The organism is Pseudomonas sp. AN-B15 (assembly GCF_019056475.1).
GTDB classification, from domain to species: domain Bacteria; phylum Pseudomonadota; class Gammaproteobacteria; order Pseudomonadales; family Pseudomonadaceae; genus Aquipseudomonas; species Aquipseudomonas parakoreensis.
Window position 1 is genome coordinate 527,454 of the sequence record NZ_CP049737.1, and the last position, 16,003, is coordinate 543,456.

Annotated in this window: 8 protein-coding genes; 4 read left to right on the forward strand and 4 right to left on the reverse strand. The window is 61.0% G+C overall.

The features are described 5' to 3' along the window. Positions 1-142 precede the first annotated feature (142 nt). Positions 143-1,945 (reverse strand): acyl-CoA dehydrogenase, encoded by a 1,803-nt coding sequence (locus GTQ41_RS02370; protein WP_047290925.1) that lies wholly within the window; start codon positions 1,943-1,945, stop codon positions 143-145. 260 nt (positions 1,946-2,205) lie between these two features. Then, positions 2,206-6,159, reverse strand: coding sequence for a trifunctional transcriptional regulator/proline dehydrogenase/L-glutamate gamma-semialdehyde dehydrogenase (putA, locus tag GTQ41_RS02375; RefSeq protein ID WP_047290926.1), 3,954 nt, complete (start codon positions 6,157-6,159; stop codon positions 2,206-2,208). 456 nt (positions 6,160-6,615) lie between these two features. On the opposite strand from putA, the gene putP reads away from it, so the two are divergent. From putP to GTQ41_RS02395, 4 genes are all read left to right on the forward strand, one after another. Next, positions 6,616-8,100: a sodium/proline symporter PutP gene (gene putP, locus GTQ41_RS02380; protein WP_047290927.1), complete on the forward strand. Its 1,485-nt coding sequence runs from the start codon at positions 6,616-6,618 to the stop codon at positions 8,098-8,100. Between the two features lie 350 nt (positions 8,101-8,450). Beyond that, positions 8,451-10,466 carry a type VI secretion system tip protein VgrG gene (locus tag GTQ41_RS02385; RefSeq protein ID WP_047290928.1) on the forward strand — a complete coding sequence of 672 codons (2,016 nt, stop codon included), beginning with the start codon at positions 8,451-8,453 and terminating at the stop codon, positions 10,464-10,466. Continuing rightward, positions 10,456-11,160 carry a DUF4123 domain-containing protein gene (locus GTQ41_RS02390; RefSeq protein WP_047290929.1) on the forward strand — a complete coding sequence of 235 codons (705 nt, stop codon included), beginning with the start codon at positions 10,456-10,458 and terminating at the stop codon, positions 11,158-11,160. The genes GTQ41_RS02385 and GTQ41_RS02390 overlap by 11 nt, the downstream gene beginning before the upstream one ends. Positions 11,161-11,479: 319 nt before the next feature. Then, a complete protein-coding gene (locus GTQ41_RS02395; RefSeq protein ID WP_041065871.1) occupies positions 11,480-12,319 on the forward strand; it encodes a 23S rRNA (adenine(2030)-N(6))-methyltransferase RlmJ in 840 nt (279 codons plus the stop codon). 124 nt (positions 12,320-12,443) lie between these two features. Here GTQ41_RS02395 and msrA read toward each other — a convergent pair whose 3' ends face one another. Both msrA and GTQ41_RS02405 read right to left on the reverse strand, forming a co-directional pair. After that, positions 12,444-13,109, reverse strand: coding sequence for a peptide-methionine (S)-S-oxide reductase MsrA (gene msrA, locus GTQ41_RS02400; RefSeq protein WP_047290930.1), 666 nt, complete (start codon positions 13,107-13,109; stop codon positions 12,444-12,446). A gap of 170 nt (positions 13,110-13,279) precedes the next feature. After that, the gene (locus GTQ41_RS02405) at positions 13,280-15,976 is read right to left on the reverse strand and encodes a bifunctional diguanylate cyclase/phosphodiesterase (RefSeq protein WP_047290931.1); all 2,697 of its coding nucleotides are present in this window, start codon (positions 15,974-15,976) and stop codon (positions 13,280-13,282) included. Positions 15,977-16,003 lie beyond the last annotated feature (27 nt).

The window sequence follows — 16,003 nt, forward strand, 5'->3', positions numbered from 1 at the left end:
TGTGTTGTCAGTTCGGGCCTCTTCGCGGGCAAGCCCGCTCCCACAGGTCTTGTGACAGGTCACTTAATATGTGAACGCCACATGACCCTGTGGGAGCGGGCTTGCCCGCGAAGACGGCATCAGCAGCGACAAAAAATCCGGATCAAAACCACGCATCCTGCATCGCCAGACACGTATCATCCCGCGCCTCCAGCAACGTCAGCTCATGGTGACAGCCCGGAACTTCCCACGTCAGGAAAAAGCGCGCCGCCTGCAGCTTGCCCAGATAGAAGTCAGCATCTGCCGCATTGCCTTTGGCCAGACCTTCCTCGGCGCGGATCGCCTGTTCCAGCCAGCGCCAGCCAATCACCGTGTGCCCGAATACCTTCAAGTACAGCGCCGAATTCGCCAGGCTGCTGTTGACCTTGCCCTGCGCCAGATCGGTCAGCAGGCCGATGGTGACTGTTTGCAGGCGCGCCACCAGTTGCTCCAGTGGCTCACGCAATGCCGTTAACGATTCGTACGCGGTCGCGCGCTCGGCGGTGTTGGCGATCAGGCGGATCAGTTGCTTCAATCCGGCGCCGCCGTTCTGCGCCAGTTTGCGCCCGAGCAAGTCCAGCGACTGAATGCCGTGGGTGCCTTCGTGGATCGGGTTCAGGCGGTTGTCGCGGTAATACTGCTCAACCGGGTATTCGCGGGTATAACCGTGGCCGCCGAGAATCTGGATCGCCAGTTCGTTAGCCTTCAGGCAGAACTCCGACGGCCAGGATTTGACGATCGGCGTCAGCAGATCCAGCAACTCATGGGCCTGTTTGCGCTCGGCTTCGGTCTCCAGCGTTGTGGTGTCATCGAACAGTCGCGCCGCGTACAGGCCAAGATCAAACGCCCCTTCGACGTAGGACTTTTGCGTCAACAGCATGCGTCTGACATCGGCGTGCTGAATGATCGCCACTGGCGCGGTGGTTGGATCCTTGCTGTCCGGCACTCGGCCTTGCGGGCGTTCGCGGGCGTATTCCAGCGAATACAGGTAGCCGGCGTAACCGAGCATCACTGCGCCCATGCCGACGCCGATCCGCGCCTCGTTCATCATCTGGAACATGTAGCTCAGGCCATGGTGCGGCTTGCCTACCAGATAGCCTACGCACTCACCGTTGTCGCCGAAGTTCAGTGCCGTCGAGGTGGTGCCGCGCCAGCCCATCTTGTGGAACAGCCCGGCCAGCAGCACATCGTTGCGCGCACCGAGGCTGCCGTCAGCATTGACCAGAAACTTCGGCACGATGAACAGCGAAATGCCTTTGACCCCCGGCGGCGCATCCGGCAGCTTGGCCAGGACCATGTGCACGATGTTTTCCGACAGCGGGTGATCGCCGCCGGAAATGAAGATCTTGTTGCCCTTCAGGCGATAGGTGCCGTCAGACGCCGGCTCGGCGCGGGTACGAATATCCGACAGCGACGAACCGGCGTGCGGTTCGGTCAGGGCCATGGTGCCGAAGAAACGGCCGTCGATCATCGGTTGCAGGAAGCGCTGTTTCTGCTCGTCGCTGCCGAAGCTTTCGATCAGGTTGGCCGCGCCCATGGTCAGGAACGGGTAGGAAGTGGTCGCCGCGTTCGCCGCTTGAAAGTGCGCAAAGCACGCTTGCGACAGCAGCGTCGGCAATTGCATGCCGCCGGCTTCGAAGCTGCGCGCGGCGTTGAGGAAACCCGCCTCGAGGAATGCGTCCACCGCCGGTTTCACTTCCGGGATCAGAACCGCCTGACCATTTTCGTAGCGCGGCTCGTTCTCGTCGCCCTTGCGGTTGTGCGGTGCGAAGTATTTCTCGGCGATGTTGCGCGCCGTGCCGATGGCCGCATCGAACGTTTCACGGTTGTGCTCGGCAAAGCGCTCACGCCGGGTCAGGCCCTCGGCATCGAGGACTTCGTACAGCTCGAAAGCCAGATTGCGGGAACTGAGCAGCGTCTCGGACATGGCGGCCTACCTGTAAATTGGGGTTGGGCCGAGTCTAGGCGTGCTGATAAAGGCTGAACAGGATGATTGATGGGCGTGATGTTGGAGCCCCGCAACAACTTTGCAAACACCCCAAAACAACTGTGGGAGCTGGCTTGCCAGCGATGGCGGCGGAGCAATCACCATTAATGGTGGCTGACACATCGCTATCGCTGGCAAGCCAGCTCCCACAGTTTTTTCTGCTGAACCGGGCACCTGTGCAGTACCCGGCTTAACGGTTTTTAACCGATAGTCATTAGGCTCGCATTACCCCCCGCCGCCGCCGTGTTGACGCTCAGTGCGCGCTCGATCACCAGGCGCTCCAGCGCGATGTTGGTCTCGCCCTGGGACAGGCCCTGAACGCCAACGATCGCACCGGCACGCTTGGCAATCTGCTGGCACACGCCACGCAACTGGTCGGAATGACCGTGATGCAGAACCGCATCAAACACCACTTCATCCTTGTGCCAGTCGGCAACCCGTTTGATCCGCGCCTGAACGTCCTTCGGCAGGCGTGCGAACAAGGCCTTGCTGATGTCGGATTCCGGCCATACCGCCGAGCCACCGACCGCCAAGACCGCCGCCAGTTGGGTCAGCAGATCGCCTTCGACGTCCGCCAGGCACAGCACGTGTTCACGCGGCAGGATCGCGTAGCTGTTTTTCTCGCCGGTCGGGCCGGCCAGCACGCGGGTGATACCGCTTTGCGACTGCGCGGCGTATTGCACGCACAGGGTGCTCAGTTCGGCGTATTGGTTGCTCTCGGCCCAGGCCTTGAAAGCGTTCAGCGGTTTGCTCATGGCTTCACGCAGACGCACGTCCGGGGCGACGAGTGCATCACCGCGAGCGAAGGACTGTTCGATGGCGTCCGTAGGACGCGTCGACAGCAGACGGTAGAGGTACAGCGGACCACCGGCTTTCGGGCCAGTCCCCGACAGGCCTTCGCCGCCAAACGGCTGCACGCCGACCACGGCACCGACGATGTTGCGGTTGACGTAGACGTTACCGGCGTTGACGTTGTCGATCACCTTGGCGATGGTCTCGTCGATGCGGGTGTGTACGCCGAGGGTCAGGCCATAACCGGAGGCATTGATCTGGCCGATCAACTGGTCGATGTCCTTGCGCTTGTAGCGCACTACGTGCAGCACCGGGCCGAAGATCTCGCGCTGCAGCTCGTCGAAGCTTTCCAGCTCGATCAGGGTCGGCATGACGAAGGTGCCGCGTTTGACTTCTTCACTGTCGGCGATAGCCACCTGATACACGCTGCGACCTTTGTCGCGCATGGCCTGGATGTGCTTGTCGATACCGGCCTTGGCTTCGGCGTCAATCACCGGGCCAATGTCCACGGACAGGCGCTCAGGGTTGCCGAGACGGCTTTCAGCCATCGCGCCTTTGAGCATTTCGATGACGCGGTCGGCGGAATCTTCCTGCAGGCACAGCACGCGCAGGGCCGAGCAACGCTGGCCGGCACTGTCGAAGGCCGAGGACACCACGTCGATCACCACTTGCTCGGTCAGCGCCGAGGAGTCGACGATCATCGCGTTCTGCCCGCCGGTTTCGGCGATCAGTGGAATCGGACGACCCTGGCTGTCGAGGCGACCGGCGATGTTGCGCTGCAGCAGACGCGCAACTTCGGTAGAGCCGGTGAACATCACGCCTTTGACGCGCTCATCACCGACCAGACCGGCACCGACGGTTTCACCGCGACCCGGCAGCAGTTGCAGCACGCCTTCGGGAATCCCGGCTTCCAGCAGCAAACGTACGGCTTGCGCGGCAACCAGTGGCGTCTGCTCTGCCGGTTTGGCCAGTACCGGGTTGCCGGCGGCCAGTGCGGCAGCGACCTGACCACTGAAGATGGCCAGCGGGAAGTTCCACGGGCTGATGCACACCACCGGGCCCAGTGGGCGGTGGGCGTCATTGCTGAAATCGTTGCGCGCCTGCACCGCGTAATAACGCAGGAAGTCGACCGCTTCACGCACTTCGGCGATGGCGTTGGCGAAGGTCTTGCCGGCTTCACGGGCCAGCAGGCCCATCAGTGGCTGGATCTCGCCTTCCATCAGGTCAGCGGCACGTTCCAGAATCGCCGCACGCTCGGCTGGCGGGGTGGCCTGCCAGATGGGCGCAGCATTCAGCGCGCACTGGATCGCGTTGTCGACGTCTTCGACGGTAGCTTCCTGCACGTGACCGACCACATCACGGTGATCCGCGGGGTTCAGCACTGGCGCTGGAGCTTCGTTGCTGGAAGCGCAACCGAGCATCGGCGCGGCTTTCCAGTTGTTGTGCGCAGTGGCGAGCAGGGCGCAGGACAGCGAGGCCAGACGATGTTCGTTGGCCATGTCGATGCCGGCGGAATTGGCGCGCTCGGCGCCGTACAGGTCACGCGGCAGCGGGATGCGTGGGTGCGGCAGGCCAAAACCACCTTCCACGGTCGCCATCTGCTCGATCTGCGCCACCGGGTCGGCCACCAGTTCCTGAATCGAAATCGACTGGTCGGCGATGCGGTTGACGAACGAGGTGTTGGCGCCGTTTTCCAGCAGGCGACGCACGAGGTACGCCAGCAGGGTTTCATGGGTGCCGACCGGTGCGTACACGCGGCACGGACGGTTCAGCTTGCCTTCGGACACTTTGCCGACAACCTGCTCGTAGAGCGGTTCGCCCATGCCGTGCAGGCACTGGAATTCGTACTGGCCGGGGTAATAGTTCTGACCGGCAATGTGGTAAATCGCCGACAGGGTGTGGGCGTTGTGCGTGGCGAACTGCGGGTAGATGACTTCCGGCACCGACAGCAGTTTGCGTGCGCAGGCGATGTAGGAAACGTCGGTGTACACCTTGCGGGTGTAGACCGGATAGCCTTCCAGGCCTTCGACTTGGGCGCGCTTGATTTCGCTGTCCCAGTACGCGCCTTTCACCAGACGGATCATCAGGCGATGACGGCTGCGGCGAGCCAGGTCGATCACGTAGTCGATCACGTACGGGCAACGCTTCTGATAAGCCTGAATCACGAAACCGATGCCGTTCCAGCCGGTCAGTTGCGGTTCGAAGCACAGGCGCTCGAGCAGATCCAGCGACAGCTCCAGGCGGTCGGCTTCCTCGGCGTCAATGTTCAGGCCTATGTCGTATTGCTTGGCCAGCAGGGTCAGCGACAGCAGGCGCGGGTACAGCTCGTCCATCACGCGCTCGTACTGCGCACGGCTGTAGCGCGGGTGCAGGGCCGAGAGCTTGATGGAAATGCCCGGGCCTTCATAAATCCCACGACCGTGAGACGCTTTACCAATCGAGTGGATAGCTTGTTCGTACGACGCCAGGTACTTCTGCGCGTCGTGTTCGGTCAGCGCCGCTTCACCGAGCATGTCGTAGGAATAACGGAAGCCCTTGGCTTCGAACTTGCTCGCGTTGGCCAGTGCTTCGGCGATGGTTTCGCCGGTGACGAACTGCTCGCCCATCAGGCGCATGGCCATGTCGACGCCCTTGCGGATCATCGGCTCGCCGCTCTTGCCGATGATTCGGCTCAGCGATGAGGTCAGGCCGGCTTCGTTGTGGGTCGACACCAGTTTACCGGTCAGCAGCAGACCCCAGGTCGCCGCATTGACGAACAGCGAGGGGCTGTTGCCCAGGTGCGGCTGCCAGTTGCCGGTGCTGATCTTGTCGCGGATCAGTGCATCGCGAGTGCCTTTGTCCGGGATGCGCAGCAGCGCTTCGGCCAGGCACATCAGCGCCACGCCTTCCTGGGACGAAAGGGAGAATTCCTGCAGCAGGCCCTGAACAATGCCTGCACGACCACCGGCACTTTTCTGGTTACGCAGTTTTTCCGCGATGGTCGCGGCGAGTTTGTTGGTGGCTTCGGCCATCGGAGCCGGCAGGCGCGCCTGCTCGATCAGCATCGGCACCACTTCCGGCTCAGGGCGACGGTAGGCGGCCGTGATCGAAGCGCGCAGTACCGATTGCGGCAGGATGCTTTCAGCGAATTCGAGGAAGCACTGGTGCGCGTGATCGGTGTGGACTTCACCGGCGTCGTCGCTGTCCTTGGCGGTCAAACCGTTCAGCTCGGTCAGGGTTGCACCACCCTCGAGTTTTTCCAGGTAATTGAAAATTGCCTGCTTGATCAGCCAGTGCGGTGTGCGATCAATCGAGGTCGCGGCAGCCTTCAGGCGCTCGCGGGTCGGGTCATCGAGTTTGACCCCAAGGGTGGTGGTAGCCATATTTTTATCCTCATGGTTGCCACAGTTGCGTGGCATCAGCTGGCGGCAAGATTAGCCGTGCGCCGAAAGAGGTGCAACCGGGTGCAACCCTTTTTTTGTCGGAAAAATTAACGCTTCGTCAGGAATTATTTTCTGGTACTGAAGTGCTGCTCTTGCTTGGTGCTTTTACTTCTAGCGGAGCGCCGTGACTGCGCTAAAAAGGAGCAAAAACGGCGTATTTATCGGTATATCCGACTAGGTGCAACTTAATCGCCAGAAACTGGTTGCACCTTTTTTACTTTGTTGCATAGCATTCGCGCCCAAGGTGCAACCGGAAGTATCCGGTGTATCGGCTGGTGGCTTTCCTGGGGAAACATCAGTCCTAAATGCGCGGGATCCCGATTCGTCTGCCAAACGTCGTCGTTTGCGTACGATTGATCACTGCTGCTACATAAAAACAAAGCCAGGGCGTACTTAATGAGCGTAAGCAATCCAACACTGATCACGTTCGTGATCTACATCGCAGCAATGGTACTGATCGGCCTCATGGCCTATCGCTCCACCAACAACCTTTCTGACTACATTCTTGGCGGTCGCAGCCTCGGCAGCGTGGTGACGGCATTGTCCGCCGGTGCTTCCGACATGAGCGGCTGGTTGTTGATGGGCTTGCCGGGCGCCATCTACATGTCCGGCCTGTCCGAGAGCTGGATCGCCATCGGTCTGATCATCGGCGCTTACCTGAACTGGCTGTTCGTCGCCGGCCGTCTGCGCGTGCAAACCGAGCACAACGGTGATGCGCTGACCCTGCCGGACTACTTTGCCAGCCGTTTCGAAGACAACAGCGGCCTGCTGCGAATTATCTCGGCGGTGGTGATTCTGGTGTTCTTCACCATTTACTGCGCGTCCGGCATCGTGGCTGGCGCCCGTCTGTTCGAAAGCACCTTCGGCATGTCCTACGAGACGGCGCTGTGGGCCGGTGCTGCGGCGACAATTGCCTACACCTTTATCGGCGGTTTCCTTGCGGTGAGCTGGACTGACACCGTGCAAGCCACGCTGATGATCTTTGCCCTGCTGCTGACGCCGATCATCGTGTTGCTGGCCACCGGCGGCGTCGATACCACGTTCCTCGCCATCGAAGCCCAGGACCCAAGCAACTTCGACATGCTCAAGGGCACCACCTTCATCGGCATCATCTCGCTGATGGGCTGGGGTCTGGGTTACTTCGGTCAGCCGCACATCCTCGCGCGTTTCATGGCCGCTGACTCGGTGAAATCGATTGCCAACGCCCGTCGCATCTCCATGACCTGGATGATCCTGTGCCTGGGCGGCACCGTCGCCGTGGGCTTCTTCGGCATCGCTTACTTCTCGGCGCACCCGGAAGTAGCCGGTCCGGTGACCGAGAACCACGAGCGGGTGTTCATTGAACTGGCGAAAATCCTCTTCAACCCGTGGGTCGCCGGTGTCCTGTTGTCGGCGATTCTCGCCGCGGTCATGAGCACCCTGAGTTGCCAGCTGCTGGTGTGCTCGAGCGCCCTGACTGAAGACTTCTACAAAACCTTCCTGCGCAAATCCGCCTCCCAGGTTGAACTGGTCTGGGTCGGCCGCGCGATGGTGTTGCTGGTGGCACTGATCGCTATCGCCATGGCCGCCAACCCGGAAAACCGCGTACTGGGCCTGGTGTCCTACGCCTGGGCCGGTTTCGGTGCCGCGTTCGGTCCAGTGGTGCTGATCTCGGTGATCTGGAAAGACATGACCCGCAATGGCGCACTGGCCGGCATCCTGGTCGGCGCCATCACCGTGGTGGTGTGGAAGCATTTCGAGGTGATGGGCCTGTACGAAATCATCCCGGGCTTCATCTTCGCCAGCCTGGCGATCTACATCGTCAGCAAGCTCGGCGCGCCGACTGCTGGCATGGTGCAGCGCTTCCAGGCAGCGGAAAAAGATTTCCATCTGAACAAGTGATGCACTGAGCTGCGGCTCACAGAAAAACGGCCCGTTTCCTACAAGGAGGCGGGCTGTTTTTTTATGCCCGTGATTTCTCAAGAACTTGGAGAACCCTGTGGGAGCTGGCTTGCCAGCGATGGCGGTGTGTCAGTGAGCGCATAAGTTGGATGTGCCGGCCTCATCGCTGGCAAGCCAGCTCCCACAGGTCCAGTGGTGGTTTTGGGGGATATGTCTGTAGTCGATTGCGCCAATATCCGAAGGCTTTTTCGCCAGAAAAAGTAGGGCAAATCTGATTTTCCCGTCACCCACCCAACACCCCTTGCCCCTCATGCAGAATCGCCCGCCCTCAATCTGCAGAGACACATCGGATGTTCGCGCCTGCCAATCAACCGCGTTTCACGTTGACCCTTGAAGGCGCCCAATTTGATCTCAAAGTCCTTGAGTTCACGGGCAAGGAAGCCATCAGCCAACCCTTTCGCTTCGACCTGGAACTGGTCAGTGAACGGCCCGACCTGGACCTCGAGAGCCTGCTGCATAGTCAGGCGTTCCTGAGCTTCGATGCAGAAGGTTCCGGTGTCCATGGTCAGATTTATCGAGTCGGGCAGGGTGATTCCGGGAAACGTCTGACGCGCTATCACCTGAGCCTGGTACCGCGTCTTACGTACCTCGGGCATCGCATCAACCAGCGGATTTTTCAGCATCAGACGGTGCCGCAGATCGTGGCGCGGATCCTCAAAGACCACGCGATCCTGCGCGACGCCTTCGAGTTTCGTCTCGGCAGTGATTACCCGGTGCGCGAATATTGTGTGCAGTACGCCGAGAGCGATCTGGCGTTCATCCAACGACTGTGTGCCGAGGTCGGCATTCATTTTCATTTTCAGCACAGTCCCGACGGGCATCTACTCGTGTTCGGCGACGATCAAACGGTATTCCCGCGACTGGCCGAGCCGACGCTGTATTTGCCGGGGAGCGGCATGTCGGCTGGTGCGCCCGCCGTCCAGCGTTTCAATGTCCGGGTCGAAACCCGCACCAGCGTGGTCACCCGGCGCGACTACAACTTTGAGAAACCGCACTTGCAACTGCAAAGCCACAGCGACAGCGAGCAGCGCCCGGTACTGGAGGATTATCGTTTTCCCGGCCAGTTCAACGATCGCGAGACCGGTAAGCATCTGGCGCAGCGCACGCTTGAGCGACATGTCGCCGATTACCGTCAGGCCGAAGGCATCAGCGACGTCTCTGCACTGGTGTGCGGACATTTTCTGCAACTGACCGAACACCCGCGCCGGGACTGGAATGACCTGTGGCTGCTCACCGCCATCGAACACCGTGGGCGACAGCCGCAAGTGCTGGAGGAATCGGTCACCAGCGATGGGGAAACATTCCAGGGTTACCGTAATACCTTTCTTGCTACGCCGTGGGATGTGTTCTTCCGCCCAGCCCTCGGCCCGGGAAAGCCCCGGATGCTTGGCTATCAACCTGCCGTCGTCACCGGGCCGCACGACGCGGAAATCCACTGCGACGAGTACGGTCGGGTCAAGGTGCAACTGGCCTGGGACCGCGACGGCGAGCTGAATGAGCATTCCAGTTGCTGGCTGCGTGTGGCAACCGGTTGGGCACATGACCAATACGGCAGCGTGTTGATCCCGCGAGTCGGCATGGAAGTGCTGGTCGGTTTCATCGACGCCGACGCCGACAAACCGTTGGTGATGGGGTGCCTGCCGAATGCCGCGACCCCGGTGCCGCTGGACCTCCCGGCGGACAAGACCCGCAGCATCTTCCGCAGCCATAGCAGCCCCGGTGGCGGTGGTTACAACGAACTGCGCATCGACGACAAAAAGGGCGCCGAAGAAATCTACCTGCGTGCCCAGCGCAACTGGACCCAGCATGTACTGCACGACCAGCAGGTGCAGGTCGACAACCAGCGCAGCATCGTCGTCACGGGCACCGCCAAACATGAGTTGAAGGCCGACGAACAACGCATCACTCACGGCCAGCGCCAGATCGAAGTCAAACAGGACGATCACCTGACGGTGGTCGGCGATCGGCATATTCGGGTGAGCAACCAGGCCACCAGCGCCAGCGCACAAATCCACGTCAGTGCCGGGCAGCAAGTGGTGATCGATGGCGGCGCGAGCGCCACGATTCAGGCCGGCGGGCAGTGGATCAACATCGGGCCTGGCGGGATCTTCAGTAGCGTGCCAATTCAGGTCGGTGGCGCGCCGATGACGGCGATGGGCGCGGCACCTAGTGTGCCGGGACTGCCAGCGAAACTTGCAGCGGCACCGGCGGCCATGCTCACCGCCGCACAAATCATGAGCTTTAAAGGTGATGCGCCATTCTGCGAAGAGTGCGAGCGCTGCAAGGACGGTGTTTGTGCAGCCTGAGTGCCTGACGCCTTCAGCGTGGCTGGCGCGTGAGCCGCTGAAACCTGCGGAGCAACTGTTCGCGATTTTCAGTAATGCCAGCGACGCCAGGCCTCCGCTGGTCGGACCCCACCCGATCTGGGCGGACACGATCTACGCCGAGTGGGACGCGGTAATGCCCTTTGTAGGAGTTGTCGCGGCGGACAGTGCGTTTCTCGATTGGGTGGCCTCTACCGAGTCTCGCGACTGGGGGTGGTTGGCGGTGTCCTCGGCGAGCCTGGAGGTGGTAGTTGAGCACTTTCGCAGCCTGACTCAAGTGCTGATGCCGGACGGCGCAGCGGTGTTTTTTCGCTTCTGGGATGGGCGTTTTGTGTTGCCGATCCTGCAGTCCGACGAAGTGCAATCTGCGCAGTTGATGCCGGTGATTTCGCGCGGCTTGATCAATGGACAGGCCGTGGAGATCGGGGGCAGGGCGCAGGTTTCGGGGCGAGTGTTTCCTTGGTGGAAAGTAACGGGATCGGTCTTGGCCGCAACTGCTGATGACATTCGCATCGGCAATGCTGTGCAGTGGCTGAGCGAGGAGCATCCTGCCTTGTTCGAGGCCTTTCCCGAGCCGGTTTTACGTTGCAAGGTCAGGCGGTTTTTCCAGGTTTCAGCGTCGGAAGAAACGTCGCAATCGGCGTTATTGGACCATTTGCAGGACGAAGCAGAATGAAATTTCCGGGCGAAGTCCTCGGATCAGCGATGTTCGCGTCCTGGGTTTTGATAAAGCTTTCGATGGGTTGTCGAGGTACCTGAACTGTGGCGAGGGGATTCATCCCCGATGGGCAGCGAAGCGGCCCCAAGACCTGTCATCGTGGAGCATCAAATAAAACATGTGACGGAATAGGGGGCTGCTGCGCAGCCCATCGGGGATGAATCCCCTCGCCACAGATATTGGGCCGGATCTTAAGGTGTAAGAGGGCCGCTCAGCCCCCAACCCCTGACTTGCCGCCCGGTAAAAGGTAAACTTCACGGCCCTCGCAGGAGCAGCCATGAATTATCGTCACGCCTTCCATGCCGGCAATCACGCCGATGTGTTCAAACACCTGACTTTGACCCGCCTCATCGCCCTGATGTCGCGCAAGGAGCAGCCGTTTGCCTATCTCGATACGCACGCCGGTATCGGTCTGTATGACTTGCAGGGCGATCAGGCCAACCGTACCGGTGAGTACCTGGAAGGCATCGCGCGCTTATGGGATCAGCCGGATTTGCCGGCGCTGACCGCCGATTACATGAAGGTGCTGCACGAGATGAACCCGGATGGCCAGTTGCGTTACTACCCGGGGTCACCGGAGCTGGCGCGGCGTCTGACCCGGCCGCAGGATCGGGTGATGCTCAACGAGAAACACCCGCAAGACGGCGTGCAGCTCAAGGAGAACATGGCCGGCGATCGTCGGGTCAAGGTGCATCTGGGCGAGGGCTGGCACGTGGCGCGGGCGATGCTGCCGGTGCAGGAGAAGCGGGCGGTGATGCTGATCGATCCGCCGTTCGAACAGCTCGACGAGATGCAAAAGTGTGCGGCGTCGCTGAAAGAGGCGATTGGCCGCATGCGCCAGACCGTCGCGGCGATCTGGTATCCGGTAAAGGATCAGCGTGCGTTGCGCCGTTTCTATCAGGATCTGGCCGGTACCGGCGCGCCGAAGTTGCTGCGCGTGGAACTGCTGGTGCATCCGCTGGATACGCCGAACAGCCTGAACGGCTCCGGGATGGCGATTGCCAATCCGCCGTGGGGGCTGGAGGAAGAATTGCGTGAGTTGCTGCCGTGGTTGTCGAAGAAGCTTGGGCAGACTCAGGGTGGATGGCAGATGGATTGGTTGATTGCTGAAAGCTGATCAACTGTTTTAGCGGTGTCTGAACGGACGCCTTCGCGGGCAAGCCCGCTCCCACAAAGTACTGCGCCATTTTGAAGTCGGCGCTAAACCTGTGGGAGCGGGCTTGCCCGCGATGCTTTGGGGTTTAGTTACCCGCCAGGCTCGGTGGCATGCACACGCCGGTGCCGCCGATCCCGCAATAACCTTCAGGGTTTTTCGCCAGGTATTGCTGGTGATAGGCCTCGGCGAAATACACGGTCGGCGCCTGTTCGATTTCGGTGCTGATTTCGCCCAGGCCTGCCTTCGACAGTTCAGCCTGATACACCGCTTTGCTCTTCAGCGCCGCGTCCAGTTGCTCTGGCGAGGTCGCGTAGATCACCGAGCGGTATTGAGTGCCGATGTCATTGCCCTGGCGCATGCCCTGAGTCGGGTTGTGCAGTTCCCAGAACATCGCCAGCAGCTCTTCATAGCTGACTTTGGCCTTGTCATACACCACCAGCACCACTTCGGCGTGGCCGGTCAGGCCCGAGCAGACTTCTTCGTAAGTCGGGTTCGGCGTGTAGCCGCCGGCGTAACCGACCACGGTGCTGACCACGCCTTCGCGCTGCCAGAAACGGCGCTCCGCGCCCCAGAAGCAACCCAGACCGAAGATCGCGAAGTCGACGTCCTGGAAAAACGGGCCGAGCAACGGGGTTTCTTCGAAGACGAAATGCTTTTCAGGCAGGGTCATCGCGGTTTCGCGGCCGGGTAGAGCTTGGTCTTTGGTCGGTAGCACGTTTTTGTTCACCAGAATTTCCGAGCGCAGAACCATGATCGTTCCTCTCAGTCAGGATGGGATGTAAAAAATCAGACCGCCAGTGTGCCGAATGATGCCCGTTTAATCACTACCCAATGTAGGAGCTGCCGAAGGCTGCGATCTTTTGATTTTGCTTTTTGAAAACAAGATCAAAAGATCGCAGCCTTCGGCAGCTCCTACAGGGGCTACAGGCAGAGCGGGCCGCGCGGGTAGCGCTTGAGCGCCTGAATCAGCTCGCCGCCGGGGATCGGCCGGTCGAACAGGTAGCCCTGGCCGACGTCGCACCGATGGCGACGCAGGAACGCCAGCTGCTCGGCGGTCTCGATGCCTTCGGCCACGACCTTGAGCTTCAGGTTGTGCGCCATGGCGATCACCGCGGAGGTGATTTCCATGTCGTCCTGGTTGTCGGGGATTTCGTGGATGAAGCTGCGATCGATCTTGATGATGTCGATCGGGAATTTCTTCAGGTAACTGAGCGACGAGTAACCGGTACCGAAGTCGTCCATGGCCAGAGTCAGGCCCAGGCGCTTGAGCTGATCGAGCTGCAAGTGCGTATCTTCGGTGGCTTCCAGCAGCAAACCTTCGGTCAGCTCCAGTTCGAGCAGACTGGCCGGCAGCGCTTCTTCCTTGAGGATGTTGGCGATGGACGCGACCAGATCGGGATCGGAGAACTGCTTGGGTGACAGGTTGATCGCCACTTGCAGATTGCCCATGCCCGCGGCGGTCAGCGCTTTGCTCATGCGGCAGGCCTGGCGGGCAATCCACTTGCCGATCGGAATGATCAGGCCGGTTTCTTCGGCCACGCTGATGAACTGATCCGGGCGGATCATCCCGCGTTCGGGGTGGTTCCAGCGCAGCAGTGCTTCCATGCCCAGCAGGCGACCGCTGCGCAGGCATAGCTTGGGCTGGTAGAACACGTCCAGCTCGTTCTGGGTCAGGGCGCGGCGCAGGTTGTTCTCGACGAACAGCTTGTAGCTGGCCTCGGCATTCAGCGCTTCGGTGAAGACTTGCACCTGATGCTTGCCGTTGGCCTTGGCTTTGTGCAGAGCGAGGCCGGCGTTGCGCATCAGGGTTTGCGGATCGCGTCCGTGCAGCGGCGCGCAGGCCAGGCCCACGGAGCCAGTGACGCTGATCAACTGGTTGTCGACGAACATCGGTTTGTCGAGGGTCGCCAGCAACTGGTTGGCGATCTGCTGGCCGGTGGCGAGATCCGTGTCGTCGAGCAGTACGGCGAACTCGTTACTGGCAAACCGCGCGAGGCTGCCGCTCGGGCTGAGGCTGTTGCGCAGACGCCGGGCCAGGCTGATCAACAGTTTGTCGCCGGTCTGGTGACCGAGGCTGTCGTTGATTCGCTTGAAGTTGTCGATGTCCACCAGCAGCAGGCTGATCGGCGTATCGCTATCGCGGGCGAAGCGCTCGTCCAGATTGCGGATAAACGCCGGGCGGTTGCCGAGGTTGGTCAGATTGTCGGTGTACGCCAGACGCTCGATGCGCTGCTGCGCCAGTTTGGTCTGAGTGATGTCTTCGTAGATGCCGATGTAGTGCGTCAGTTCGCGGTTGTCGCCATACACCTTGGAGATCGACAACTGGCCCCAGTAGGGTTCGAGGTTCTTGCGCCGGCTCTTGAATTCGCCCTGCCAGCTATTGCTCTTGGCCAGCGCCGAAGGCGCGTCGAACAGCAGCTCGCTGAGGTTTTCCAGGGCCGGCAGTTCCGACAGGCGCTGGCCGTGGACTTCTTCGGTGGAATACTGGGTGATCGCGGTGAAACTCGGGTTGACGTACTCGACCACACCGTCGCAATTGACCAGCAAAAAGGCGTTGGCACTTTGCTCCACTGCGCGCTGGAACAGGTGCAGGGCGCTGGTGGCGGTGCGGCGGTTGTGGTTGTTGATGACCTGGGCGAATTGATCCGCCAGCTCACCGGCAAAGGCGATTTCATCGGACTGCCAGGCGCGGGTGACGCCGGTCTGCTCCAGGCAGAGCACGCCGACCACCTGGCCGTCGACGCGGATGCTGGCGTCGAGCATGGCGTTGACGTCGCGCGGGCGCAGGGCCTCTGCCATCTCGCGTGTGCGCGGGTCGCGCATCGCATTATGCGCGTCGATGGCGCGGCTGCCGTGCAGCGCTTCCATGTAGTCGGGAAAGCCGCTGATGTCGATCACCTCCGGCAGGAGGTATTCCTGCGTTGCGCGGTGATACGCGGAAATCGGCACCAACAGATTGCCTTCGAGGTTCCACAGGCTGGCGCAGTCGATTTCATAGATATCGCAGGCGCAGCGGGTGATCAGTTCGGCGGCTTCCTGCAGCGAGTTGTGGCTGCTGTAGCGTTGGCGGGCGAGCAGCAGAATCAGGTCCTGCTGGGCGCGCACCCGATCAAGGTGCTGCAGTTGTTCCTGCTGGGCGCGCTGGTTGAGTTCAAGGGCGATCTGCAGGCGCGAGTTCTGGGTTTCGAGGTCGACCGAGGGCAGCGCTGGCGCTTCGTCGAAGACATCATCGACCGCCAGTAGATAACCGCGCAGCAAGTGCCGATTGTGCTGCTTATAGGCTTCGCCCAGCTCGAGGATGCTCAACACGCCAGCGGCGGTGTGCAAGGTGTAGCGCACCAGATAATGCGGGCTGTCGCGCAGTTGTTGCTGAATGGTGTCGTGCAGTTGATAGCGCGCTTCAGGCTCCATCAGGCTGGCGTAGGGCGAGCCGACCAGGGCACACAATTCGACGGCCGGCTGGCCAAACTGGCGTTCGCAGTTGGGGTCGAGAAACAGCATCGCCCAACTGGCTTCATTCAAGCGCTCGAAACGCAGCATGCCGAGCCGCGAGGGCACAGGCAACTGCGTCACTACCTCGGCCGCCATACGGCTGGCGGCATCGGGTTGGCTCTTCATGAAGGAACTCGCTTGGAAATATGCTGA